Raw genomic sequence first — 23,149 nt, forward strand, 5'->3', positions numbered from 1 at the left:
CGCGGGCGTCATGCGGTGCGCTCGCGCTGCCCGGTGCAGAAGCGGGCGAGGCTTTCCAGCGTGTCCGCGGCGCTGAACTGGTAAGCGCCCTCAGCGCCCCACAGCCCCGCATGGGCGGTTCGCATATCCTCGCGGTGGAGGCGCGCCGCAGTCTCGGGCATCGGGCGGCCCGTCAACCGCATGTGAATATCGGCAGCGCGCAAGGGCTCGGGCGCGAGGTGGAGATGGGTGAGCCGCGCTTCGACCGCGATGCCGACATCCTGCCACAGCCGGTCGGTGTCGTAATACTGGTAGGTCGTCTCGCGGTGGTGGAACTGGACCGCGCTCGCGCCCACCGCATCGAGGGCCGCTTCCAGCGCAGGCCGACGCGGATCGGCATTCAGCGCCTCGCGGTCGAGTTTGAGCAGCCCGGTCGCGGGATCGGACACGTAAAGCTCGTCCAGCCACGCCGCCAGATCGCCGCCGAGCATGGCAGCCACATCGTCGCGCCGCGAAGCGGTCAGCATCGCGGGCACGGGGTTCAAGAGATCGAACAGGAAATTCTTGCGCAAACCCGCCCCGAACAATGCGGGCAGGCGGACGATCAGGCTGCCGGGGAACCGCGCTTCGACAAAGGCTTCGAGCATCCGGCGATGGCGGCCATAGGCAAGCTCCTGCTGGTAGGCATGCGTCGCCTCATCGTCGCCGCCGGCGAAATCGGCGAGCACCGCAATCGAGGACATCAGGACGAATCGCTCCGCCCGGACCGTGTCCAGCCGCGCGATCAGCGCCTCGATCGCCGCTGCATCGCGTTCGGGCGCGCGGTTGGCTTCGATCATCGAGCCAGGTGCCGCCGCGCACACCAGCGTGGCGAAAGACGCGCCCTCGATATTGCCGATATTGCCGCTGTTGAAACAGGCATCGAACCGCGCCTGACGCAGCAGCGCGCCGCCCACGAAGCCGGTATGGCCGATCAGCCCGACAGGGCCGCGCGAGAGGTCAGCAAGGGTCATCGGGTGGTTCGCCGGGGTTGCTTTCGTGTCCGCACAAAGCAGGCCACCTGCGGCCTGCACCCGGCTGCGATAATTAATAGTGCTCTAGATTGGGTTAACCACCCGGCGTCACGCGCGGGCGGCGATCTCGGCGGCGTCGAAATAGTGGATGCGCAAGGTGCGCAGCAATCCGTTCTCGAAGGTGCCTGCTTCGCAGATCGTCTGGGTGAAGGGCTCGCTGCCGTCCTTCGGGTGCATGGTGAGGCGGATCACCATCACCGCGTGCGTTTCGCCCCCGGTGCAATCGAGGATTTCGAGATTCGTGTCGGCCCAGGTGCCATACATCGCTGCGGCGCAGCGTTGCAGCGCGTCCCTGCCGCGCCACTCGCCCGCAAAGGGGAGCGAGTTCGCCTCGTAAAGCACGAAATCGGGATGGATCAGCGCCTCCACCGCCGCCCAGTCACGCGCGCCGGCGGTGGCGTAGACACGTGCCAGAAGTTCGCGCGGAGTCGCCATCCAATTAGCCTTCGTCGATGGTGCCGATCAGGTCGCCGACCTTGTAGACCGCGCCTTCCTCGCCCGTGGGACGGATGATCCCGCTGGCCTGGGCTTCGATCTCGGTGGTGCTCTTGTCGGTTTCGACGGTGTAGATGATGTCGCCTTTCTCGACACGCTCACCATCGCCGAACATCCATTCGACGAGAGTCATTTCGACCGCGCTCATGCCGAGCTTGGGGATACGGATTTCGCTGGCCATCAGGGCTTTCCTACGCTCGCTTTGATCTGGGCGACGATATCCGACTTCTGCGGGATCCAGGCCTGCTCCAAGTGGCTCGCAAAGGGCACCGCCGAGAACGTCCCTCCGATGCGCCGCACCGGTCCCTTGAGGCTGTCCCAGCACTTTTCCTGGATATTGGCGGCGATTTCCGCGCCGGTGCCGAAGGGGCGCACGGCTTCGTGCAGGGTGAGCGCGCGGCCGGTCTTGCGGACTGATGCGAGCACGGTCGCCTCGTCGTAAGGCGCGATGGTGCGAAGGTCGATCACCTCGACGCTGATGCCTTCCTTGGCGAGATCATCCGCCACGGCCAGCGCGTCCAAAACGGTGCGGCCATAGGTGATGATCGAGATATCGCTGCCCTCCCGCGCGATCGCCGCCTTGCCCAATGGCACGCGGTAACCCGGGCCGGGGTCTTCGGCCTTGAGACCATAGCACAGGATGTTCTCGATGAAGATCACCGGGTCATTGGCGTCGATGCTCGCCCGCATCAGCCCGCGCGCGTCGGCGGGGTTGGACGGGGTGACGACATGGATGCCCGCAACATGCGCGAACCAGGCTTCGAGCATATCCGAATGCTGCCCGCCGAAGCCGACACCGACGCCGGTGGTGGTGCGGATCACCATCGGGCACGGGGTCTGCCCGCCGCTCATGAAGCGCAGCTTGGCGGCGTGGTTGACGATCTGGTCCATGCACACGCCGACGAAGTTCATCAGCATGATCTCGGCAATCGGGCGCTGGCCCGCGAGCGCCGCACCGACCGCCGCACCGATGATCGCGGTTTCCGAGATCGGCGTCGCGCGGATGCGGTGTTCGCCATATTTTTCGGTGAGGCCCGAGGTGACCTTGAATACCCCGCCCCCCTGCTTGGCGGACACATCCTCGCCAAGGCAGAACACGCCCGGATCGTCGGCCATCGCCTCGTCGATCGCGAGGTTGAGCGCCTGAGTCATGGTGATCTGGGCCATCAGGCGGTCTCCTCCAGCACGTCACGATAGATTTCGTCGGTGTCCGGCAGCGGTGCGGCGAGCGCGTGCTGGACGGCCGCGTCGATCTGGGCGTCGATGTCGGCGACGATTTTGTCCAATTCTTCCTCGGTGAACTGGTGCTCCCGCATCACCTTCCTGAGCTTGGGCAGCGGGTCTTCGGCCTTCATTTCGGCGATGTGCTCCGCTGGCATGTAGCTGAAGTCGGCGCCGAAGAAGTGGCCCATCATGCGGTAGCACATGGCTTCCACCAGAGTCGGCCCCTCGCCCGCCCGTGCCCGCGCGACGGCTTCGACCATTGCAGGGTAGATCTGATGAACATCATTGCCGTCGACCGTCACGCCCTTCATCCCGTAGCCCGCCGCGCGGCTCGCGATATTGGGGCTGTCGGTGTGGTCGGCATAGGCCGTGTGCTCGCCATAGCGGTTGTTCTGGCACAGGAAGATCACCGGCAACTTGTAGAGCTGGGCCATGTTCATCGCTTCGTGGAAGCCGCCAATATTGGCCGCGCCGTCGCCGAAGCTCACGAGGGTCACGCGCCCGTCGCCGTTGTTCTGGCTCGCTATCGCAAGACCGTTGGCGATCGGAAGGCCGCTGCCCACCACGCCGGTCGTCACCATGATCCCGGTCTCGGGATCGGTGATGTGCATCGTGCCGCCCTTGCCCTTGCAGGTGCCGGTCGCCTTGCCGAGGCATTCGCCCCACCACTTCTCCATCGGGATGCCCTTGGCGGTCTGCTCGCCCTGCCCGCGATAGGTGCAGACGACGTAATCGTCCTGTTTCAGCGCCGCCATCGCTGCGGCCGAGACCAGCTCCTGCCCGCGCACGCAGTAATACATCACCGCGACCTTGCCGCCCATCAGCAGCTCGCGGAACTTCTCGTCGGTGCGGTTCACCTTCATCGTGCGGGTGTAGATGTCGAGCAGCGTGTCGCGCCCAATCTCTTTGGCGATCTCAGCCATGTGTTTGAGCCCTTTCGGATGAGAATCAGAACTGGACGCGCTGGGTGAAGCCGCCGTCGACGACGATGTTTGCGCCGGTCATGTAGGGCACCGCCGGGCTCGCGACGAAGACGATGGCTTTCGCGACCTCGACCGGTTCGCCGAAACGGCCCGTAGGCATCCTGGCGAGAGTGGCATCGAAAAGCTCCTTCATGTGCTCCTCGATCACTTCCCAATTGCCGCCCTTGTAATAGACCGCGCCGGGGCTGACGGTGTTCACGCGGATGCCCTTCGCCGCATAGGCCTGGGAGAGCTGCGAGGCGTAGGTGATCAGCGCGGCCTTCAAGGCGTTGAAGGGATTGGGCGCGATGAAGGTTTCGAGCGCCGCGGTGCTCGACAGCATCACGATCGATCCGGTGCCAGAGGCTTCGAGGTAAGGCGTCAGCGTTTCGACCGCGTAGGCCGCGCCCTTGATGTCCATGTCGAGACAGGCTTGCCAGTCGCCCGCCCCGCCGGTGCCCGAGGCGCTGGCGGTGTGGACGAAGATATCGCAGCCGCCCAGTTCCTGCGCCGCCTTCTCCAGCCACGCCTGATAAGCCTCGGCGCCGGACGCCATATCGAACACCTCGGCAAACACCTTGCCCGGCCCGGCAGCATCGATCTCGGCGACAGCGGCGGCGATCCTGTCTTCCTTGCGGGAGAAAAAGGCGACATCCGCGCCCTCGGCCGCAAACAGCTTCAATGATTCCAGCCCGAGCCCGTGGGCCCCGCCGTTCATGATGACCTTCTTGCCCTTCAATCCCAGATCCACAGCGCCTCTCCCCGGCCAGCCATTGTCGGCGACGGGAATAGCCCACGCGAGGCATGCGGCGTATCGTCAATTTTGACGGGGTTGCGTCACGAAGGCCGCCGGCTGGCGTTCCGCGCCGCGCCAGCAACCGCTGACCGGATCGGGTGTGGTGGATGCCTGGCCGCCGCGCAGCGTTATGTGTTGTGTCTTACCGCCTCGATCGCTTCAGGACTGCCGCATCAAGGCGGCTATCCGTAGCGCTCCGTCTGCCCCAATCTTTTTATTATCATGCGATCCGAAAGGGGCCAGGCATCCTCATGGCCGCAATCGTTTGTCACGGCCAAAACTGCAATGCGATCTGCCCATTTTGGGCAAGCGCGCCGTGCCGCAGCCCGCGCTGTCAATCGGGGAGCCGCGCGAGATATTCGGCGAGCACGTCCACCTTTCGCGCCAGAAACAACCGGATTTCGCGCGTCTGATCGCTATCGCCGTCCTGTGCGGGAAACATAACGCCCGCGCCCGACCGCCTGAGGAAACCGCGCTCGACCAGTGCGGACACCTTCCGGCGGGTTGTCTCGCGGCTCATGCCGAGGCTGGTGTGGATGTATTTCAGCGGCACGCTGGGCCGAACATCATTGGGCAGGACATCGTCCTCGCTGCCAAAATTGCGCGTCGCAAAGGGATTTTTGCGCACCTCGCGCGTGGATTCGGCGGCAACCAGACAGATGATCGCGACCTCTTCGACGGTCAGATCGTTCTGATGGACCGAAAAGCGCAGAAAATCGCTGAACACTTCGACGATGAATGACGCAATATAGCGGGTGGCCGCGCTTCCCATGCGTCCCGCATAGCAAACGGTTTGGCGCAAGGCCATGCCGCGCGGGTGCCAAAATACATCGATTTGGGAGGCAATTGCGCCGCTGGCGAAAGCGGCGCGGTGTTCTGGTGCTGCTGGGGAGGATTGAACTCCCGACCTCACCCTTACCAAGGGTGCGCTCTACCACTGAGCTACAGCAGCGCCGGATCAGGCGCGCCCTATTGTCGCGCGCTGCGGTTATGTCAAGCAGGGCTTGATGGGGGGATGCTATATCTGCAAGGCGTTTCGCATGAATGACGATGCTCGCAAGAAAATAACAAGGGAGGAGCGGCTCGCAGCCAAGCTTCGCGAAAACCTGCGGCGTAGGAAGGCGCAAAGCCGTGCCGCGGCGCAACTCAATGACGAATCGGATAGCGCGCAGCCTCTTCCCAATTGTCCGCCTGAGAGCTAACGCCGCGCGCTCTTGCTGGTTGCTCACCGATCCCACCGGAACCCCGGAGACAAAATGCCCAAGCTCATTCTCGTCCGCCACGGCCAGAGCCAGTGGAACCTCGAAAACCGCTTCACCGGCTGGTGGGATGTCGATCTCACCGAAAAAGGCGTCGCTGAAGCGGTCGCAGCGGGGCATCTGCTGCGCGAAAAGGCGGTGCTGCCCACCTTTGCCTTCACCTCGCTCCAGACCCGCGCGATCCGCACGCTGCATCTCGCGCTCGAAGCGGCGGGCCGGTTGTGGATCCCCGAGGTCAAGGACTGGCGCCTGAACGAGCGGCACTATGGCGGGCTGACCGGGCTCGACAAGGCCGAAACCGCGGCCAAGCACGGCGACGATCAGGTCAAGATCTGGCGCCGCAGCTTCGATATTCCCCCGCCCGAACTCGAAGCGGCGAGCGAATATGATCTGGCGAGCGACCCGCGCTATGCCGGGATCGCGATCCCCAACACCGAAAGCCTCAAACTGACGATCGAGCGCGTGCTGCCCTATTGGGAAAGCACGATCCTGCCCGTGCTCGCCCGGGGCGAGACCGTCATCATCGCCGCGCACGGCAACAGCTTGCGCGCGCTGGCCAAACACCTTTCGGCGATTTCGGATGCGGACATCACCGATCTGGAAATTCCCACCGGCCAGCCGATCATCTACGACTTCGACGAGACGATGCAGCCGCGCGAGCGCTACTATCTGAAGGACGCGTGATGGAAGAGACCGGGGGCAAGGTTGCGATCGTGATGGGCAGTCAGTCCGACTGGCCGACCATGAAATGCGCCGCCGAGGTGCTGAGCGAACTCGAAGTGCCGTTCGAGGCGCGCATCACCTCCGCCCACCGCACGCCCGACCGGATGGTCGCCTTTGCCAAGGGCGCGGAAGGCGAAGGCTTCAGCGTCATCATTGCCGGGGCCGGCGGCGCCGCGCACTTGCCCGGCATGATCGCCAGCATGACCCATCTGCCCGTGCTGGGGGTGCCGGTGCAGTCGAAGGCTTTGTCGGGCATGGATAGCCTGCTCTCGATCGTGCAGATGCCGGGCGGGATTCCGGTCGGCACGCTCGCCATCGGCGAAGCGGGGGCGAAGAACGCAGGGCTGCTTGCCGCCTCGATCCTCGCGCTCTCCGACGAGGCATTGTCGGAGCGTTTGCAGGACTGGCGCGCGGAAAAGAGCGCTGCGGTGGCCGAGGCGCCCTCCGAAGAACCGGAACACTGATGCTTAGCCCGGGCTCAACCATCGGCATTCTGGGCGGCGGACAGCTGGGCCGGATGATGGCCATTGCCGCGCTGCAGCTCGGCTACCGCGTGATCGGCTATGCGCCCGAAGGCGACAATGTCGCCGCCGATGCGTGCAGCGATTTCATCACCGCCGAATGGGACGATGCCGCGGCGCGCGCCCGCTTCGCCGATGCCTGCGACGTGGTGACGTGGGAATTCGAGAACGTCCCTGTCAGCACGGTGGCCGCTTTGCCCGAAGGGCTGGTCGCCTGCCCGGCCAAGGCGCTCGAAGTGGCGCAGGATCGGCTGAGCGAAAAAGCCTTCGCCGCCGATCTCGGCGGAACGCCCGCCCCCTACGCTGCGGTCACCAGCGCCGAAAGCTTTGCCGCGGCGATTGCTGCGATCGGCACCCCCGGCATCCTCAAGACCGCGCGCGACGGGTACGACGGCAAGGGCCAGTGGCGCGTGCGCTCCGCGCTCGAGGCCGGCGCGCTCGCCTTTCCCGGGGTCACCTGCATCTACGAAGGCTTCGTCACCTACGAGACCGAATTTTCGGTGATCCTCGTGCGCGGCGCGGACGGCACGATCAAATTCTGGGATTCGACCGCGAATTTCCATGAAGGCGGGATGCTTGCGCTGTCGGTGCTGCCCGCGGGCGCGCTCGTCGAAGCCCAGGTCGCGCAGGCGCGGGCGCTTGCGGGCAAGGTCGCCGATGCGCTCGGCTATGTCGGGGTGCTGACGCTCGAATTCTTCGCCACGAAGGACGGGCCGGTGTTCAACGAGATGGCCCCGCGGGTGCACAATTCGGGCCACTGGACGATCGAGGGCGCGGCCACCAGCCAGTTCGAAAACCACATCCGCGCGGTGTGCGGCCTGCCCCTGGGCGGCACCGCGACCCGCTTTGCCAGCATCGAGATGCGCAACATTGTCGGCGAGGATGGCCTGCGGGCCCACGCGATGCTTGCCGAACCGGGAGAGCCGCACCTCCACCTCTACGGCAAGGCCGAAGCGCGCGAGGGACGCAAGATGGGCCATGTCACCCGCGTCGGACACGCACTGGGATGAGTCGCGAGATCATGCTGATCTATGCCCGCGCCGCCAATGGCGCGATCGGGCTCGACGGCGATCTGCCGTGGCGGCTTCCCGCTGATCTCAAACATTTCAAGGCGCTGACGCTTGGCCTGCCGATGATCATGGGCCGCAAGACCTTCGAGAGCCTGCCCGGCCTGCTGCCCGGCCGCCGCCATATCGTGCTGACCCGCGATGCCGGATGGGCAGCGGCAGGGGCCGAAACTGCCGCGAGCCTCGATGACGCACTCACGCTTGCGGCCCAAGGCAACGACAGCGGAACCATCGCGATCATCGGCGGCGCGGCGGTGTTCGAGGTGTTCCTCCCGCTCGCGGACCGAGTCGAACTCACGCAGATCCACGCCGATTACGAAGGCGACACCTTCATGCCGCCATTGGGCCCCGAATGGCACGAGACCGCGCGCGAGGATCACGCGGCCGACGGCGACACGCCCGCTTTCTCCTTCATCACCTATCGTCCGGAAAGCCGCTGATGCGCTGGCTCGATCACCGCGAACCCATGCCCGAGGCGCTGCGGGGTGCGATCATCGCGCTCGGCAATTTCGACGGGTTCCATCTGGGTCATCAGGCCGTGGCGGGCGAGGCGATCGCCTGGGCGCACGCCGAAGGCCGCCCTTCGATCATCGCCACCTTCGATCCGCATCCGGTGACCTTCTTCAAGCCCGATGTCGCCCCCTTCAAGCTAACCACGCTCGAACAAAGGCAGGAACTCTATCTAGCCGCCAGTGCGACCGCGATGCTGGTGTTCCACTTCGATGCCGAGCTTGCAGGCACCAGCGCGGAAGATTTCATCGCGCAGATCCTGATCGACCGTTTCGGCGCGCACGGGGTGGTGACGGGGGGCGATTTCACCTTCGGCAAGGGCGCGCGCGGCAATGTCGATATGCTGCGCTCGCTCGGCGGCGAACTGGGCCTCGAATCGCGGGTGGTCGACGCGGTCAGCGAAAATGGCGAGGTTGTCTCCTCCAGCCGCATCCGCGCAGCCTTGCGCGAGGGCGACCCGCAGGAGGCTGCGCGCCTGCTCACCCGCCCCTTCGCGATCCGCGGCATCGTCGAACACGGCGACAAGCGCGGGCGCACGATCGGTTACCCCACCGCCAATCTCGGCGTCGAGAATTACCTGCGCCCCAAATACGGCATCTACGCCGTCACGGGCCGCATTCTGGCGACCGGCGAGGTGCTGCAAGGCGCGGCCAATATCGGCATCCGCCCGCAGTTCGAACCGCCCAAGGAACTGCTCGAACCCTACTTCTTCGACTTCAAGGGCGACCTTTACGGGCAGGAGATCGAAGTCGCCTTCCACCACTTCCTGCGCGGCGAGGCAAAATTCGATTCGCTCGATGCGCTGATCGAACAGATGGACAGGGATTGCGCGGAGGCACGGCGGCTTTTGTCCGCGCAATGACGAGCCTTTGCACCGGCCCCGCGAACCGCTAAGGCCGCGCGCGATATGACCGACGACAGCACCAAGCGCGATTACAGGGACACCGTCTTCCTGCCGAAGACCGATTTCCCGATGAAGGCCGGCCTTCCCGCAAAGGAGCCGGGCATTGCCGCGCGCTGGGAACAGATCGGGCTGTATCGCGGGTTGCGCGATGCGCGCCGGGGGCGCGAGAAGTTCATCCTCCACGATGGCCCGCCCTATGCCAATGGCGACATCCACGTGGGCCATGCGCTGAACCACATCCTCAAGGACATGGTCTGCCGCACCCAGAACCTCTTGGGCCGCGATGCGCCTTACGTGCCCGGCTGGGACTGCCACGGCCTGCCCATCGAATGGAAGGTCGAGGAAGCTTACCGCAAGGAGAAGAAGGCCAAGCCCGTCCTCACCGGTGCAGGCCGCGACGAGGCGGCGGTCAAGGCGTTCCGCGACGAGTGCCGCGCCTATGCGCAGAAGTGGGTCGATACGCAGCGCGGGCAGCTGAAGCGCCTCGGCATCATGGGCGATTGGGACCACCCCTACCTCACCATGCAGAAGGAGAGCGAGGCGGTGATCGTCGCCGAACTGCTCAAGCTGGCCGAGGCGGGGAACCTCTACCGCGGCTCGAAGCCGGTGATGTGGTCCCCGGTCGAACAGACCGCGCTGGCCGAGGCTGAGGTCGAATACGAGGACATCACCTCGACCCAGATCGACGTGGCCTTCGAGATCGTCGAGAGCCCGATCCCCGAACTGGTCGGCGCTCACGCGGTGATCTGGACGACGACGCCGTGGACGATCCCGGTGAACCAGGCTTTGGCCTATGGGCCGGACATCGAATACGCACTTGTGGACGTGTACACGCCCAACGATCCAATCGCGCTGAATGGCGCGAAGCTGGTCGTGGCCGCTTCGCTGGTCGATGCATTGCTTGCTCGTATCCACCGGCCCGGAGCCGAACTTCCGAGGATCACGACCTTCAAGGGCGCAGAACTCGCCGGCACCCTCGCCCGCCACCCGATGCACCACCTCGGCGGGTTCTACGCGGCCCCGCGCCCGCTGCTGCCCGGCGATTTCGTCACCACCGATAGCGGCACCGGGCTCGTCCACATGGCGCCCGATCATGGCGAGGACGACTTCGAGCTGTGCAAGGCGAACGGGATCAACCCCGTTTTCGCGGTGATGGACGACGGGCGCTACCGCGACGACTGGGGCTGGCTCGGCGCTGCCGATGAGCGGCGCATGAGCGTCATCAACCCCAAGTTCAACGCGCCCGATGGCCCGATCTGCTCGGACCTGCGCGAAGCGGGCGCATTGCTCGCCGCGAGCGCCGACTACGCGCATTCCTACCCGCATTCGTGGCGCTCCAAGGCCAAGGTGATCTTCCGCGCCACCGCGCAGTGGTTCGTGCCGATGGATCAGCCGCTGACCAATCTGCCCGCCAAGACCCCAGCCGAAAAGGCGTGGGAGGCCGAAGGCGGCGCGATCGATCCGGCCGACGAGACGCTGTGCGCCTCACCCACCCTGCGGGAGCGCGCGGTGGAGGAAATCGCCCGCGTCCAGTTCATCCCCGAAAAGGGCCGCAACCGCATCGGCGCGATGGTCGAAGGACGGCCCGACTGGGTGCTCAGCCGCCAGCGCGCGTGGGGCGTGCCGATCACACTGTTCGTGCGGCCCGACGGCACCTATCTGCAAGACCCCGAGGTCAACGCCCGTATCGTCGCCGCGGTGAACGCGGAAGGGATGGACGCGTGGAACAGCGCCAACAAGGCCGCCTTCCTCGGGCCGGATCACGATCCCGCCGATTTCGAGATGGTCACCGACATTCTCGACGTGTGGTTCGATAGCGGCTGCACCCACGCCTTCGTGCTCGATTCGGGGCGCTGGCCGGACCTCCAATGGCCCGCCAACCTCTATCTTGAAGGCAGCGACCAGCACCGCGGCTGGTTCCAGTCCTCGCTGCTGCAATCAACTGCGACCCGCGGCCGCGCGCCCTACGATCAGGTTTTGACCCACGGCTTCACGATGGATGCCAAGGGCAAGAAGATGTCCAAGAGCCTCGGCAACACGGTCGATCCCTTGAAGGTGATGGAAACCTACGGCGCGGATATCGTCCGGCTGTGGGCGCTTTCGGTCGACTTCACCGAAGATCACCGCATCGGCGACGAGATCCTCAAGGGCGTCGGCGACCAGTATCGCAAGCTGCGCAACACCTTCCGCTACCTGCTCGGCGCGCTCGACGGGTTCGTGGGCGACATGGGCGATGCGGGCGAACTGCCCGAACTGGAAGTTTACGTTCTGTCGCTGCTTGCCGATCTGGACGCAAAGCTGAAGGCGGCGGCGGAGGCTTACGACTTCAACACATACACCCGCTTGCTGGTCGACTTCTGCAACGAGGACCTGTCGGCGTTCTTCTTCGATATCCGCAAGGACAGCCTCTATTGCGACGGGCCGGATTCGACCACGCGCAACGCCTATCGCACCGTGCTCGACCTCTTGTTCCACGCGCTCGTGCGCTATGCCGCGCCGGTGCTGGTGTTCACCGCCGAAGAGGTGTGGATGGCGCGCTATCCCGAAGATGCGCAAGCGGATGAAAACGGTCAGCATGGCTCGGTCCACCTGCTCGAATGGCCGAGCGTTCCGGGCGTGGTGGTCGAGCCTGCCAAGTGGGAGCAGCTTCGCACCCTGCGCGATGCGGTCAACGAGGCGATCGAGCCGCTGCGGCGCGACAAGACGATCCGTTCCAGCCTCGAAGCCGACATCGTGGTGCCTGCCAGCATGGTCCCCGAAGGCGTCAGCGACGCGGCTCTTGCCGAACTGTTCATCACCGCGACAGTCACCCGCGGGCAGGGCGACGACGTGATCGTCGCCAAGACCCAACACCACAAATGCGGCCGCTGCTGGCGCCATCTGCCCGATGTGGCAGAGGACGGCGACCTGTGCGGCCGCTGCGAAGCGGTGGTCGGCGCATGAGCGGCCTGTTCACCCGCAACCGCGTGATCGGTCTGGCGATCGCCGCGGTCGTCGCCCTGATCGACCAGGTGTCGAAGTGGTATATCGTCGGCCCGCTCGATCTGCGGCGCGTGGGCCATATCGATCTGCTGCCGTTCTTCGACTTCACCTATACCGAGAACCGCGGCGTTTCCCTGGGGATGTTCCAGGCCAACAGCATGGAAACCCGCTGGGCGCTGGTCGCGCTGACCGCGGGGATCGCGCTGGTGGTGCTGGTGTGGCTGATGCGCGAGAAGAAGCTTGGCGACATTGCCGGCCTTGCGCTGATCCTCGGCGGGGCGCTGGGCAATATCCGCGACCGGTTCGAGCTTGGCTATGTCATCGACTTTGCCGATCTGCACATCGGCACCTTCCGCCCGTTCATGATCTTTAACATCGCCGATGCCGCGATCACGTTCGGCGTTCTCATTATCCTTGCCCGCAGCCTGCTGGTGCGCGACAAGGACGACACCCAATCCGGGGACATGCCCCGCGGAGAAGCTCAAGATGCGTAAGACTGCCCCCCTCATCCTGCTGGCCGGCGCGTCGGTTGTGCTGACTGCCTGCGGCAGCGGCGATGCCGGTATCTTCAACCGCGCGCGTCCCGATGAATTCGCGGTGCAGCGTCAGGCGCCGCTGGTGGTGCCGCCCGATTTCACGCTGACCCCGCCCGCGCCGGGCGCGCCGCGTCCGGCCGATGGCACCGCGTCGGAGCAGGCGCTCGACGCCCTGTTCGGCGGCCCCGCTCCGCGCAGCCGCGTCGAAGCCAGCGTGATCGACCGCGCGGGCCGCGCCGATCCCAGCATCCGCAGCCAGGTCGGCGACACCGCCACCGCGACGGTCGCCAAGGGCCGCACCACGCGCGACATCATCGCCGCCCCCGAAGGCGACGGCCAGTCAGCCAGCACGGTGATCCCGACGTCTTGAGTTCCGCACGCCATCCGGCGTGCGAAATCCTCGCTCATGCGGCCTGAAGGCCGCGTCGCTGCGGGCGGCCGTTCGGCCTTGCGGCGGCGATGCCGCCGATTGGTGTGATAAGATCCGACACCGGAGGTGTCGCAAGCGCGAACGCGCGCCCGAGCTTATGCGAGGAAAGCCAAGGCGGACGGAGGTCCGCCGCCCGGCGCCTGAGGGCAATGCAAAAAACTCAGTCCTCGCGCGCGCGGCTGACCAGCAGCTTGTCGATGCGGCGGCCATCCATGTCCACCACCTCGAAACGCCAACCCTGATCGTGGAAATGCTCGCCTTCCTGCGGCAGCTTCTTGATCACCGACAGCACATAACCCGCCGCGGTGCCGAATTCGCGGTCCTCGCCGTAATCGAGCCCAAGCCGGTCGGCGAGCGCATCGGCGGACAGCGATCCCGACACCAAGAGCGAGCCGTCCTCGCGCTCGACCACGCTGGGCAGATCGCCATCGTCCGAATCGCTGGCAAAATTGCCGACGATCGCAGTGAGCAGGTCGACCGGGGTGACGATCCCTTCGAAATGGCCGTATTCGTCGTGGACCACCGCCATCGCGACCTCGGCCGATTGCAGCACGCGCAGCGCGTCCATCGCGTCGAGCTGGTCAGGCACCACCTCGACCCGGCGCATCATGTCGCGGATCGCCACCGGACGGCCCGCGACCATCGCGGCGAGCACATCGCGCACCTTGACCGCACCGATGATCGTATCGGGCGTGCCCTCAGCGACCGGCAGCAGCGAATGCGAGCTGCGTTCGATCGCCTCGTGAATATCGGCGGCCTGCGCATCGGCGCCGATCCAGTCGACTTCGGTGCGCGGGGTCATCATTTCGCGCACGGGCCGTTCGGCAAGGCGCACCACGCCGGTCAGAAGCTGGCGCTGCTCGTCCTCGATCACGCCCGAACGCGTCGCCTCGGCAAAGATCATCTGCAATTCTTCGGCGGTGACCGAGCCATCGTCGCCGTTGCGGATGCCGAACAGGCGGATGATCGCGGCCGAGCTTGAATCGAGCAGCCACACCAGCGGCGCGGCGGCCCTGGCCATGAGAGCCATCGGCCGCGCCATCACCAGCGACACCGGCACCGCGATCTGCAACGCCAGCTGCTTGGGCACCAGTTCGCCGATGATCAGGCTGAGATAGGTGGTGAAGGCGATCACCACAGCAAACCCGGCAGTGTCGGCATATTCGCCCGGCACCCCCAGCATCATCAGCCGTTCGCCCACCGGGCCGCCAAGGCTCGCGCCCGAATAGGCGCCGTTGATGATCCCGATCAGCGTGATGCCGATCTGCACGGTCGACAGGAACTTGCCCGGTTCGGCCGCCAGCGCGATTGCGATGCGTGCCGCCGACGAGCCGGCCTCCGCCTTGGCTTCGAGCGCGCTGGTCTTGGCCGAGACGATGGCGAGTTCGGACATGGCGAAGACGCCGTTGATAACGACGAGCACCACGATGATGGCGAGATCGGTCCAGGGAAAGGGTGTCACCCGATCGCGCTAGCATAATCGCAGGCGCTTGCCATCCAAACATACAGGACGATGGAACATCTTCAATGTGCGCAGACTTTGGGGGCTATCTGGAATGAAGCCCTCCGGCCTCATGCCAGCAGGATTAGCGCCCGTATCCCGCGTCCCCCCGGACACGATGGCATGGGTTGGCATTGTAGGAAGGGAATAACCATGACGATTTCGCGTATTCTGCTCTCGGGCACCGCGGTTCTGGCACTGCTGGGCACCACGGCTTGCGTTACCGACCCGAACACCGGCGAGCAGAAGATCTCGCGCACCGCGATCGGCACCGGCCTCGGCGGCACGCTGGGCTACCTGCTCGGCGGCGCGATCGGTGGCAACACCGGCCGCATCATCGGCGCAGGCATCGGCGGTTCGGCGGGCGCCGTGATCGGCAAGCAGTATGACGACCAGATCAAGGAACTGCGCGAACAGACCGCCGGCAGCGGCGTCGATGTCGAGCAGGTCGGCGATCAGGAAGCGATCCTCGTGCGTCTGCCCGACGGCGTGACCTTCGCCAGCGGTTCGGCTTCGATCAACCCGGGCTTCCAGACCACGCTCAACAGCGTTGCCGAAACCCTGATCCGTTACCCCAACACGCTGATCGACGTGTACGGCTTCACCGACACCACCGGTTCGAACGCCACCAACGATGCGCTGTCGCAGCGCCGCGCCCAGGCGGTTGCCGATTACCTCGCATCGCGCGGCGTGGCCCGTTCGCGCATGGCGACCCGCGGCTATGGCGAGCAGTACGACTATCTGCGCGTCAAGACCGGTGACAACGTCAACGAGCCGCTGAACCGCCGCGTTGAAATCAAGATCATCCCGGTCAGCCAGGATGACGTGAACCGCGCCCGCGCCGGCAGCTGATTTCGCATTCGATAAAAACAGGACGGGCTGCCCCTTGCGGGCGGCCCGTTTTGCGTTTCAGCGCAGCGAGGCCGCGCGCGCGGCGAGCCGCTCGACCGCGGCCGCATGGATCGCGGGCGAGCACACCAGCACGCCGAAATCGCGCGGGTCGTGCTTGTTGTAGGCAAGCGGACGGCCGAAGGCATCGGTCACCTCGGCCCCGGCCTCGCGCGCGATCAGTGTCGCTGCCGCGATGTCCCATTCGAACCCCCAGCGCAATGTCGCGACCAGATCGGCGCGGTCATCGGCGACCATCGCGATCCTGAGCGCGATCGAATTGGGCTGCTCGACCGCGACCAGATCGCTGTCTTCCTTCATCAACGCGACCGTCGGGACGCGTGCGCCGGAAAATTGGGCGCGGGTGCTTGCCCGGATCGGCACGTTATTGAGCGTTGCGCCTTGTCCCGCGACCGCGACCCATTCCTCGCCCCGCGCAGGCGCCGAAAGCATCCCGATCAGCGGCCTGCCCGAACTCACCAGCGCGACCGACACCGCCCAACCGCTGCGCCCGCGCACGAAATCGCGCGTGCCGTCGATCGGATCGACCAGCCAGATCAGCCCGCTTTTCGTGCGCGCCTTGTCGTCGGCGGTTTCTTCCGAAAGCCAGCCAGCCGACGGCAGCAACCGCCCCAACTCGCGCTTCAGGAAGCGGTCGACCTCGAGATCGGCCTCGCTTACCGGGTTGCCGGGCGTCTTGTCCCAGCTTTGCAACGCATGGCCCGCGCCGGGCCAGCGGGAATGCGCGATCCTGCCCGCCTCGCGGACGATGTCCTGAAGATGATGCCTGTCAATCATGAGAGGCCGCCGTGTTGCCCCTGCACAGGACACTTTTCAAGAGGGGCGATCCGTGCTTAGGCCCCGCGTGGACGAACCTCTCCCCAGAGAATGCATTGAAGGGATCGATAAGCCATGAACGTTCACGAATATCAGGCCAAGGAACTGCTGGCCCAGCACGGGATCGCCGTGCCCGCCGGTCACGCCGCCTTGAGCGTCGAAGAAGCGGTGGAAGCCGCCAAGAAGCTGCCCGGGCCTCTTTATGTCGTGAAGGCCCAGATCCACGCGGGCGGCCGCGGCAAGGGCAAGTTCAAGGAACTGGGCGCCGATGCCAAGGGCGGCGTGCGCCTCGCCAAGAGCCTTGATGAAGTGAAAGACCACGCCGAAGAAATGCTCGGCAACACGCTGGTCACGATCCAGACGGGTGATGCGGGCAAGCAGGTCAACCGCCTCTACATCACCGACGGCGTCGACATCGCCAAGGAATACTACCTCTCGCTGCTGGTCGACCGTGCCACCGGCCGCGTCGCTTTCGTCGTCTCGACCGAGGGCGGGATGGACATCGAAACCGTCGCGCACGACACCCCCGAGCTGATCACCACCTTCAGCGTCGATCCCGCGCAGGGCTTCCAGCCGCACCACGGCCGCGCGGTGGCCTTCGCGCTGAAGCTGACCGGCGACCTCAACAAGCAGGCGCAGAAGCTCGCCAAGCAGCTGTATGACGCCTTCCTCGCCACCGATTGCGAGATGCTCGAAATCAACCCGTTGGTCGAAAGCGAAGACGGCAAGCTTTTGGTGCTCGACGCCAAGATGAGCTTCGACGGCAATGCGCTCTATCGTCACAAGGACATCGAAGCCCTGCGCGACGAGACCGAGGAAGACCCCGCCGAAGTCGAGGCATCGGAATACGACCTTGCCTACATCAAGCTCGATGGGAACATCGGCTGCATGGTGAACGGCGCGGGCCTCGCGATGGCGACGATGGACATCATCAAGCTCAACGGCGCCTTCCCCGCCAACTTCCTCGACGTGGGCGGCGGCGCCACCACCGAGAAGGTCACCGCGGCCTTCAAGATCATCCTCAAGGACCCCGCGGTCGAGGGCATCCTCGTCAACATCTTCGGCGGGATCATGAAGTGCGACGTGATCGCCAACGGGATCGTGCAGGCGGCCAAGGACGTGAACCTGCAGGTTCCGCTGGTCGTGCGTCTCGAAGGCACCAATGTGGCCGAGGGCAAGGCGATCCTGAACAATTCGGGCCTCGCGATCGTCAGCGCCGACAATCTGGGTGACGCTGCGCAAAAGATCGTCGCTGAAGTGAAGAAGGCGGCGTAAGCCTCCTTCCAGCCGACGCTTGCAAAGCCCCCGCCGGTTCGCGCCGGCGGGGGTTTTTCGTTGCCGTCAGCGCGAGCGGCCCGGAGCGGGCAGATCGGGCGGAGTGGTGTCCATATAGGTCAGCCACTGCTGCCAGATCGTCCGCGTACGTTCGTCGATCAGCGCGATCTCGCAGCCCAGCGCCTGAACCGTGCGGATCGTGCCGCCCTCGTAATCGGTATAGACCGCCTCGCACGCCGTCTCGCGATAGGCGTCGAAGGCCGCATCGCTTTTGCGGATCAGGGCAACCAGCTCGGGCCGGTCGGCGTTGCGGGCAAGGGCGGCGGCTAGATATCGGGCCTTGCGCGCGCCGGCGCGCTCGCGGATGCCCGCCATGCACGCATTCAATTCGAGGGTGGTGCCATCACAGGCGATCATGCCCGAAGGCCGCTCCGCCCGGTCGAAGCGGAACAGCAGTTCTTCAGGCTCTGCCGCATCGCTTTTCATCTGCACCGCAACCACCAGCTTGTCCGGCCCGTCGCAGCGGATGGTCAGCCCGCTGAACCGGGCAAGGCAATGGTCCAGCGACAGCAGGCGGAAGGTGACCATCCCGTCCTTCTCCTCCCAGCCGGTGAGGTCGGGATTGAAATGCTTGAGCTTCAGAACGAGGCTCCCGCCCTCTTCCATGATCTGCATATGCTCGGTGAAAAGGATACCGCCCCCGGCCTTTTCCTGCACGAAGGTGCCGACCATGGTATCGCCCGCCGGTGCAAGCCAGCTTTCGGTTGCTGGCGCGCCATCGATACCCTCGCCCCGCCACTGGCCTTCGAGCCAGGCGAGCGCGTGAATTTCGGCGGGCGGCGCGCTGGACCCCGCCCCGGCGACTTGCGTTTCCTGCGCTGCCAGAGGCGTTGCCGCCATCAATGCCAGCGCCGCGATCCCTGCCTGTGCCATCATCGCCGCATCCCTCCACGTTGTGCTGCGTATCTTTGCCCGAAAGGACCGGCAAAGCACTCGCGAATTGAAGGCTTGACCTGCGCATGGAGCAAAGCAAGGGGAAACGACAATCGCGGCGCACGTCGGTTGCTTGACGTTTACGTAAACGCAAGCTAGGCGGGCGGCCAAGGCGCTTTGCCATGCGTCACGTGATTCTTTGAGAGGAAGGACAAGCCCCATGAAGATCCTCGTCCCCGTCAAGCGGGTGATCGATTACAACGTCAAGCCGCGGGTCAAGGCCGATGGCACGGGCGTTGACCTTGCCAACGTCAAGATGAGCATGAACCCGTTCGACGAAATCGCGGTCGAAGAAGCGATCCGGTTGAAGGAAAAGGGTGCCGCCACCGAGATCGTCGCGGTTTCCGTCGGTCCGGCCAAGGCCGCCGAAACGCTGCGCACCGCGCTCGCGATGGGCGCGGACCGGGCGATCCTGATCGAAACCGACGAAGAGGTCGAACCGCTGGCGGTTGCCAAGATCCTGAAGGCGATCGCCGACGAAGAAGCCCCCGGCCTCGTCATCCTCGGCAAGCAGTCGATTTCGGACGATTCGAACCAGACCGGCCAGATGCTTGCAGCCCTCATGGGCCGTCCGCAGGGCACCTTTGCCAACACCGTCGAAGTCGAAGGCGACGCGGTGATCGTGAAGCGCGAAGTCGATGGCGGCTTGCAGACCGTGAAGCTCACCATGCCCGCGATCGTCACCACCGACCTGCGTCTGAACGAGCCGCGCTATGCCTCGCTGCCCAACATCATGAAGGCCAAGCAGAAGCCGCTCGCCACCAAGACCGCTGCCGATTACGGCGTCGATCTGGCCCCGCGTCTTAAGACGCTCAAGGTCGCCGAACCCCCGGTCCGTAAGGCGGGCGAAAAGGTCGCCGACGTCGCCGCGCTGGTCGAGAAGGTCAAGGCGCTCGGCATCGCTTGAGCCCGCCCCCGGATATAAGGAACATACGAGATGAAGACTCTGGTTCTCGTCGAACATGACAACACCAAGGTAGCCGACGCGACCCTCGCGGTCGTCACGGCTGCAGCGAAGCTGGGCGAAGTCCACCTGCTCATCGCCGGCCACAACTGCGGCGGCGTTGCCGAAGCGGCCGCGAAGATCGCCGGCGTGGGCAAGGTCCACGTCGCGGACGATGCGGCTTACGCCAATGGCCTGGCCGAAAACGTCGCCCCGCTCGCAGCCGAGCTGATGGGCCACCACGACGCGTTTCTCGCGGCTGCCACCACGCAGGGCAAGAACGTCGCCCCGCGCGTTGCCGCACACCTCGACGTGATGCAGGTTTCGGAAATCCTGTCGGTCGAAGGCCCCAAGACCTTCACCCGCCCGATCTACGCCGGCAACGCGATCGCCACGGTCGAATCGAGCGATGAGAAGCTCGTCATCACCGTGCGCGGCACCGCGTTCGAAAAGGCCGCGACCGAAGGCGGCAGCGGCACGATCGAAGCCGTCAGCGGCGCAGGCGATGCCGGCACCTCGAGCTTCGTCAGCGCCGAAATCGCCAAGAGCGAGCGTCCCGAACTCACCAGCGCCAAGGTCATCGTTTCGGGTGGCCGCGCGCTCAAGGATGCCGAAACTTTCGAGAGCGTCATCACCCCGCTCGCCGACAAGCTCGGCGCAGCGATCGGTGCAAGCCGCGCGGCGGTCGATGCGGGCTATGTCCCCAACGACTACCAGGTCGGCCAGACGGGCAAGATCGTCGCCCCGGAAGTCTATTTCGCGATCGGCATCTCGGGCGCGATCCAGCACCTTGCCGGCATGAAGGATTCCAAGGTGATCATCGCGATCAACAAGGACGAGGACGCGCCGATCTTCCAGGTCGCCGATATCGGCCTGGTCGCGGACATCTTCACCGCGGTGCCGGAACTGACCAACGCGCTGTAAGGCGGTAAAGCCTTATAAAAAGCTTTGAAATACAAAGAATCCCCGGTAAGCTTCGGCTTATCGGGGGTTTTTCTCATGGGTCGCTTGTTTCTTGCTCCAGCCATCATGCTGGCCGTCCTTCCTGCCTTTCCGGCTGTTGCAGCAGAACCGCTGCGGCTGGCACCGGCAGGTCCATGGCGAATTGATTACGGCGAAGGCACATGCTCGCTGGCGCGCAAGTTCGGTAGCGGCCCGGACGCGGTGGAGTTGCAGATCGACCAGTCGGGAACCGGCCCCTTTTTCAACATCATCCTGACCGGCGCACCCTTCGGCAAGACCGTTGGGGCCGAGATGCGGATTGCTTTTGGCCCCGATGAAGCACCATCCGAACGCTCCTTTCTTTCGAGTGTCCGCAAGGAGGGGATGACACCCTTCATCATGATGCACGGCATTCATCTTGCGCCCGCAACCCGCCCCGACCCCAAATCGCCGCCCGTCGTCAGCGAAATCGGGTCCGAGCGCGAGAAGGCAATTCAGACGCTGTCCCTCTCCAAAGGTCTGCGCGCGCCAGTCACACTTGAGATCGGAGAGATGCGGTCGCCGCTCAATGCGATGCGGACCTGTGTTGTTGACCTCGTCAAGAGCCTTAAACTCGACGAAGCAGGTCTGGCACAGATCACGCAAGGACCACGTCCCAAGAACGTCCGCGAGTTCGCCCGATTCCTTCAGGAGCGCTTCCCCCAGCGCGAATTGTTGAACGGTGACGATGGCACGGTTGCGGTGCAACTCACCATCGACGACAAGGGCCGCGTGACCACTTGCCAGATCGCGGCCTCGGACCGGCCTGCGGTGTTCGACGATGCCGCCTGCTTCGGCTTCCTTCGCGCGGCGGAGTTCGAGCCGGCAATCGGGACGGATGGCCAGCCGCGCTACGGCTTCTGGGGCACGCGGGTCACCTACCGAAGCAATTGAGAATAGTCGTCCTCAGCCCGCATCCCGAATGCACGATTCGCGCGCGCTAGAGCACCACGGTCAGGAAATGCAGCGCCATCCCGACGAGCCCGCCCACCAGCGTGCCGTTGATGCGGATGAACTGGAGGTCGCGGCCCACCGCGCCTTCGACGCGGTCGGTGATGGTGCGCGCGTCCCAGCGTTTGACCGTCTCGGACACCAGCCGCACGATCTGGTCGCCATAGCGGGTCGCCACGCCCACCATCGTCCGGCGCGCGAAGCGGTTGATCTGGTGCTGAAGCCGCGCGTCTGATTGCAGCGCGGTGCCCAGTTCGGCGAGCATGCTGCGCATTTCCTCGCCCATCCCGCTTTCCGGATCGCGCGCGCGGGCAATCAGCGAGCGGCGGATGCGTTCCCACACCCCGGTCCACCACACCGCCACCGCCGGGTTGGCGATCAGCTCGCGCTTCATCTCCTCGACCTTGGCGCGGGTTTCGGGATCGTGCTGCAGGTCCTGGCCGAGCTTGGACAGCCCTTCCTCGATCTTGCCGCGCAAGGGGTGCTGCGGGTTCACCAGCACCTCCGCCAGCAATTTATACAGCCCGTCGAGCACGCTCGACGAGATCGTCTTGTCGATCCCGGTCCAGCGCAGCACGCCCGCGACGCGCTGCGAGATGATTTCGCGCAGCGTATCCTCGTTGTCCTCGATCGTCAGACCCGCCCAGCGCACGAAGCCATCGATCAGCGGCTGGTGGCGCTTGTCGGCCATCGTCGTCTCGATCATGCGGCCCGCAAGCGGCGCGATGTCGAGCTTGGCGAGTTGGCCCGCCAGCCCCGAACGGACCTGGTTGCCGAGCCGGTCGGGGTCGAGCGATTCGAGCACTTCGGCGAGCAGTTCGGCCGCGCCTCCGGTGATCCGCGAACGGTCGTCCACCCCGCCACGCTCCGGCGAGGCGGCGAGAAATTCGCCTGCCGCCTTGGCGATGTTCATCGCCGCCATCCGCCGTGCGACCACCGCGGGGGTCAGGAAATTCTCGCGCAGGAACACCGCCATCGTATCGGCGATGCGGTCCTTGTTTTCGGGGATGATCGCGGTGTGCGGGATCGGCAGGCCGAGCGGATGGCGGAACAACGCGGTCACCGCGAACCAGTCGGCAAGGCCCCCCACCATCGCGGCTTCGGCAAAGGCGTGGACATAGCCCCACGCGGGGTGCCCGTCCGCCGCAAGCCCCAGCGTGGCAACGAAGATCGCCGCCATGGCTGCCAGCATGCCGGTCGCGGTCCAGCGCATCCGCCGCGCGCGGTCGATGGTCAGCGGCTGTCCGCCAAGAGTGAGCGGGCGCAAGGGGGGCGTGGCCATGTTCAATGCCTTAGCCCGCCGCGTAGCCCGGCGTCAC

At 65.3% G+C, this 23,149-nt stretch carries 24 protein-coding genes and 1 tRNA gene; 13 read left to right on the forward strand and 12 right to left on the reverse strand.

Annotated elements, in window-relative coordinates:
- Positions 1-8: 8 nt before the first annotated feature.
- The 8 genes from A9D12_RS04065 to A9D12_RS04100 all read right to left on the reverse strand — a co-directional run bounded on the left by A9D12_RS04065 (position 9) and on the right by A9D12_RS04100 (position 5,481).
- Complete coding sequence (locus A9D12_RS04065) at positions 9-992, reverse strand: NAD-dependent epimerase/dehydratase family protein (RefSeq protein ID WP_068350032.1); 984 nt, start codon at positions 990-992, stop codon at positions 9-11.
- Between the two features lie 108 nt (positions 993-1,100).
- A complete protein-coding gene (locus A9D12_RS04070; protein WP_068350034.1) occupies positions 1,101-1,487 on the reverse strand; it encodes a nuclear transport factor 2 family protein in 387 nt (128 codons plus the stop codon).
- A 4-nt stretch (positions 1,488-1,491) separates the two neighbouring features.
- Positions 1,492-1,728, reverse strand: a complete 237-nt coding sequence (locus A9D12_RS04075; protein ID WP_068350036.1) for a biotin/lipoyl-containing protein — start codon at positions 1,726-1,728, stop codon at positions 1,492-1,494.
- Entirely contained in the window at positions 1,728-2,714 is a 987-nt protein-coding gene (locus tag A9D12_RS04080) for an alpha-ketoacid dehydrogenase subunit beta (RefSeq protein ID WP_068350041.1), read from the reverse strand. Before A9D12_RS04080 ends, A9D12_RS04075 begins: the two co-directional genes overlap by 1 nt.
- Positions 2,714-3,694 (reverse strand): thiamine pyrophosphate-dependent dehydrogenase E1 component subunit alpha, encoded by a 981-nt coding sequence (locus A9D12_RS04085; RefSeq protein ID WP_068350043.1) that lies wholly within the window; start codon positions 3,692-3,694, stop codon positions 2,714-2,716. Before A9D12_RS04085 ends, A9D12_RS04080 begins: the two co-directional genes overlap by 1 nt.
- Before the next feature lie 25 nt (positions 3,695-3,719).
- Positions 3,720-4,484: an SDR family NAD(P)-dependent oxidoreductase gene (locus A9D12_RS04090; protein WP_068350045.1), complete on the reverse strand. Its 765-nt coding sequence runs from the start codon at positions 4,482-4,484 to the stop codon at positions 3,720-3,722.
- Between the two features lie 379 nt (positions 4,485-4,863).
- On the reverse strand, positions 4,864-5,301 hold the full coding sequence (locus tag A9D12_RS04095) for a helix-turn-helix domain-containing protein (RefSeq protein ID WP_156522795.1): 438 nt from the start codon (positions 5,299-5,301) through the stop codon (positions 4,864-4,866).
- 105 nt (positions 5,302-5,406) lie between these two features.
- A tRNA-Thr gene (locus A9D12_RS04100) sits at positions 5,407-5,481 on the reverse strand.
- A gap of 304 nt (positions 5,482-5,785) precedes the next feature.
- On the opposite strand from A9D12_RS04100, the gene gpmA reads away from it, so the two are divergent.
- The 8 genes from gpmA to A9D12_RS04140 are packed head-to-tail and all read left to right on the forward strand — an operon-like array spanning position 5,786 to position 13,401.
- Entirely contained in the window at positions 5,786-6,472 is a 687-nt protein-coding gene (gpmA, locus tag A9D12_RS04105) for a 2,3-diphosphoglycerate-dependent phosphoglycerate mutase (RefSeq protein ID WP_068350047.1), read from the forward strand.
- The gene (purE, locus tag A9D12_RS04110) at positions 6,472-6,975 is read left to right on the forward strand and encodes a 5-(carboxyamino)imidazole ribonucleotide mutase (RefSeq protein WP_068350048.1); all 504 of its coding nucleotides are present in this window, start codon (positions 6,472-6,474) and stop codon (positions 6,973-6,975) included. The genes gpmA and purE overlap by 1 nt, the downstream gene beginning before the upstream one ends.
- Entirely contained in the window at positions 6,975-8,042 is a 1,068-nt protein-coding gene (locus A9D12_RS04115; RefSeq protein ID WP_068350049.1) for a 5-(carboxyamino)imidazole ribonucleotide synthase, read from the forward strand. Before purE ends, A9D12_RS04115 begins: the two co-directional genes overlap by 1 nt.
- Positions 8,039-8,539, forward strand: a complete 501-nt coding sequence (locus tag A9D12_RS04120) for a dihydrofolate reductase (RefSeq protein WP_068350050.1) — start codon at positions 8,039-8,041, stop codon at positions 8,537-8,539. The genes A9D12_RS04115 and A9D12_RS04120 overlap by 4 nt, the downstream gene beginning before the upstream one ends.
- Entirely contained in the window at positions 8,539-9,471 is a 933-nt protein-coding gene (locus tag A9D12_RS04125) for a bifunctional riboflavin kinase/FAD synthetase (RefSeq protein WP_068350051.1), read from the forward strand. The genes A9D12_RS04120 and A9D12_RS04125 overlap by 1 nt, the downstream gene beginning before the upstream one ends.
- A gap of 45 nt (positions 9,472-9,516) precedes the next feature.
- Entirely contained in the window at positions 9,517-12,456 is a 2,940-nt protein-coding gene (gene ileS / locus A9D12_RS04130; protein WP_068350053.1) for an isoleucine--tRNA ligase, read from the forward strand.
- Positions 12,453-12,989 carry a signal peptidase II gene (gene lspA / locus A9D12_RS04135; protein ID WP_068350055.1) on the forward strand — a complete coding sequence of 179 codons (537 nt, stop codon included), beginning with the start codon at positions 12,453-12,455 and terminating at the stop codon, positions 12,987-12,989. Before ileS ends, lspA begins: the two co-directional genes overlap by 4 nt.
- A complete protein-coding gene (locus A9D12_RS04140) occupies positions 12,982-13,401 on the forward strand; it encodes a DUF3035 domain-containing protein (protein WP_068350057.1) in 420 nt (139 codons plus the stop codon). The genes lspA and A9D12_RS04140 overlap by 8 nt, the downstream gene beginning before the upstream one ends.
- A gap of 220 nt (positions 13,402-13,621) precedes the next feature.
- Here the strand turns inward: A9D12_RS04140 and A9D12_RS04145 are convergent, their stop codons facing one another.
- The gene (locus tag A9D12_RS04145; protein ID WP_068350058.1) at positions 13,622-14,923 is read right to left on the reverse strand and encodes a hemolysin family protein; all 1,302 of its coding nucleotides are present in this window, start codon (positions 14,921-14,923) and stop codon (positions 13,622-13,624) included.
- A gap of 192 nt (positions 14,924-15,115) precedes the next feature.
- On the opposite strand from A9D12_RS04145, the gene A9D12_RS04150 reads away from it, so the two are divergent.
- Complete coding sequence (locus tag A9D12_RS04150) at positions 15,116-15,814, forward strand: YiaD family glycine zipper/OmpA-like lipoprotein (protein WP_068350059.1); 699 nt, start codon at positions 15,116-15,118, stop codon at positions 15,812-15,814.
- Positions 15,815-15,871: 57 nt separating this feature from the next.
- Here the strand turns inward: A9D12_RS04150 and A9D12_RS04155 are convergent, their stop codons facing one another.
- A complete protein-coding gene (locus tag A9D12_RS04155; RefSeq protein ID WP_068350060.1) occupies positions 15,872-16,648 on the reverse strand; it encodes a 3'(2'),5'-bisphosphate nucleotidase CysQ in 777 nt (258 codons plus the stop codon).
- A gap of 114 nt (positions 16,649-16,762) precedes the next feature.
- On the opposite strand from A9D12_RS04155, the gene sucC reads away from it, so the two are divergent.
- On the forward strand, positions 16,763-17,962 hold the full coding sequence (sucC, locus tag A9D12_RS04160; RefSeq protein WP_068350061.1) for an ADP-forming succinate--CoA ligase subunit beta: 1,200 nt from the start codon (positions 16,763-16,765) through the stop codon (positions 17,960-17,962).
- Positions 17,963-18,028: 66 nt separating this feature from the next.
- Here the strand turns inward: sucC and A9D12_RS04165 are convergent, their stop codons facing one another.
- Entirely contained in the window at positions 18,029-18,898 is an 870-nt protein-coding gene (locus tag A9D12_RS04165; protein ID WP_068350063.1) for a DUF6265 family protein, read from the reverse strand.
- A gap of 217 nt (positions 18,899-19,115) precedes the next feature.
- Here A9D12_RS04165 and A9D12_RS04170 point away from each other — a divergent pair, with 217 nt between their 5' ends.
- From A9D12_RS04170 to A9D12_RS04180, 3 genes are all read left to right on the forward strand, one after another.
- Entirely contained in the window at positions 19,116-19,862 is a 747-nt protein-coding gene (locus A9D12_RS04170) for an electron transfer flavoprotein subunit beta/FixA family protein (protein WP_068350068.1), read from the forward strand.
- A 30-nt stretch (positions 19,863-19,892) separates the two neighbouring features.
- Positions 19,893-20,822, forward strand: a complete 930-nt coding sequence (locus A9D12_RS04175; RefSeq protein ID WP_068350070.1) for an electron transfer flavoprotein subunit alpha/FixB family protein — start codon at positions 19,893-19,895, stop codon at positions 20,820-20,822.
- A 75-nt stretch (positions 20,823-20,897) separates the two neighbouring features.
- A complete protein-coding gene (locus A9D12_RS04180) occupies positions 20,898-21,773 on the forward strand; it encodes a TonB family protein (RefSeq protein ID WP_082925387.1) in 876 nt (291 codons plus the stop codon).
- A gap of 46 nt (positions 21,774-21,819) precedes the next feature.
- Here the strand turns inward: A9D12_RS04180 and A9D12_RS04185 are convergent, their stop codons facing one another.
- A complete protein-coding gene (locus A9D12_RS04185) occupies positions 21,820-23,112 on the reverse strand; it encodes a DUF445 domain-containing protein (protein WP_082925388.1) in 1,293 nt (430 codons plus the stop codon).
- Positions 23,113-23,149 lie beyond the last annotated feature (37 nt).

The organism is Erythrobacter neustonensis (assembly GCF_001663175.1).
GTDB lineage: Bacteria > Pseudomonadota > Alphaproteobacteria > Sphingomonadales > Sphingomonadaceae > Erythrobacter > Erythrobacter neustonensis.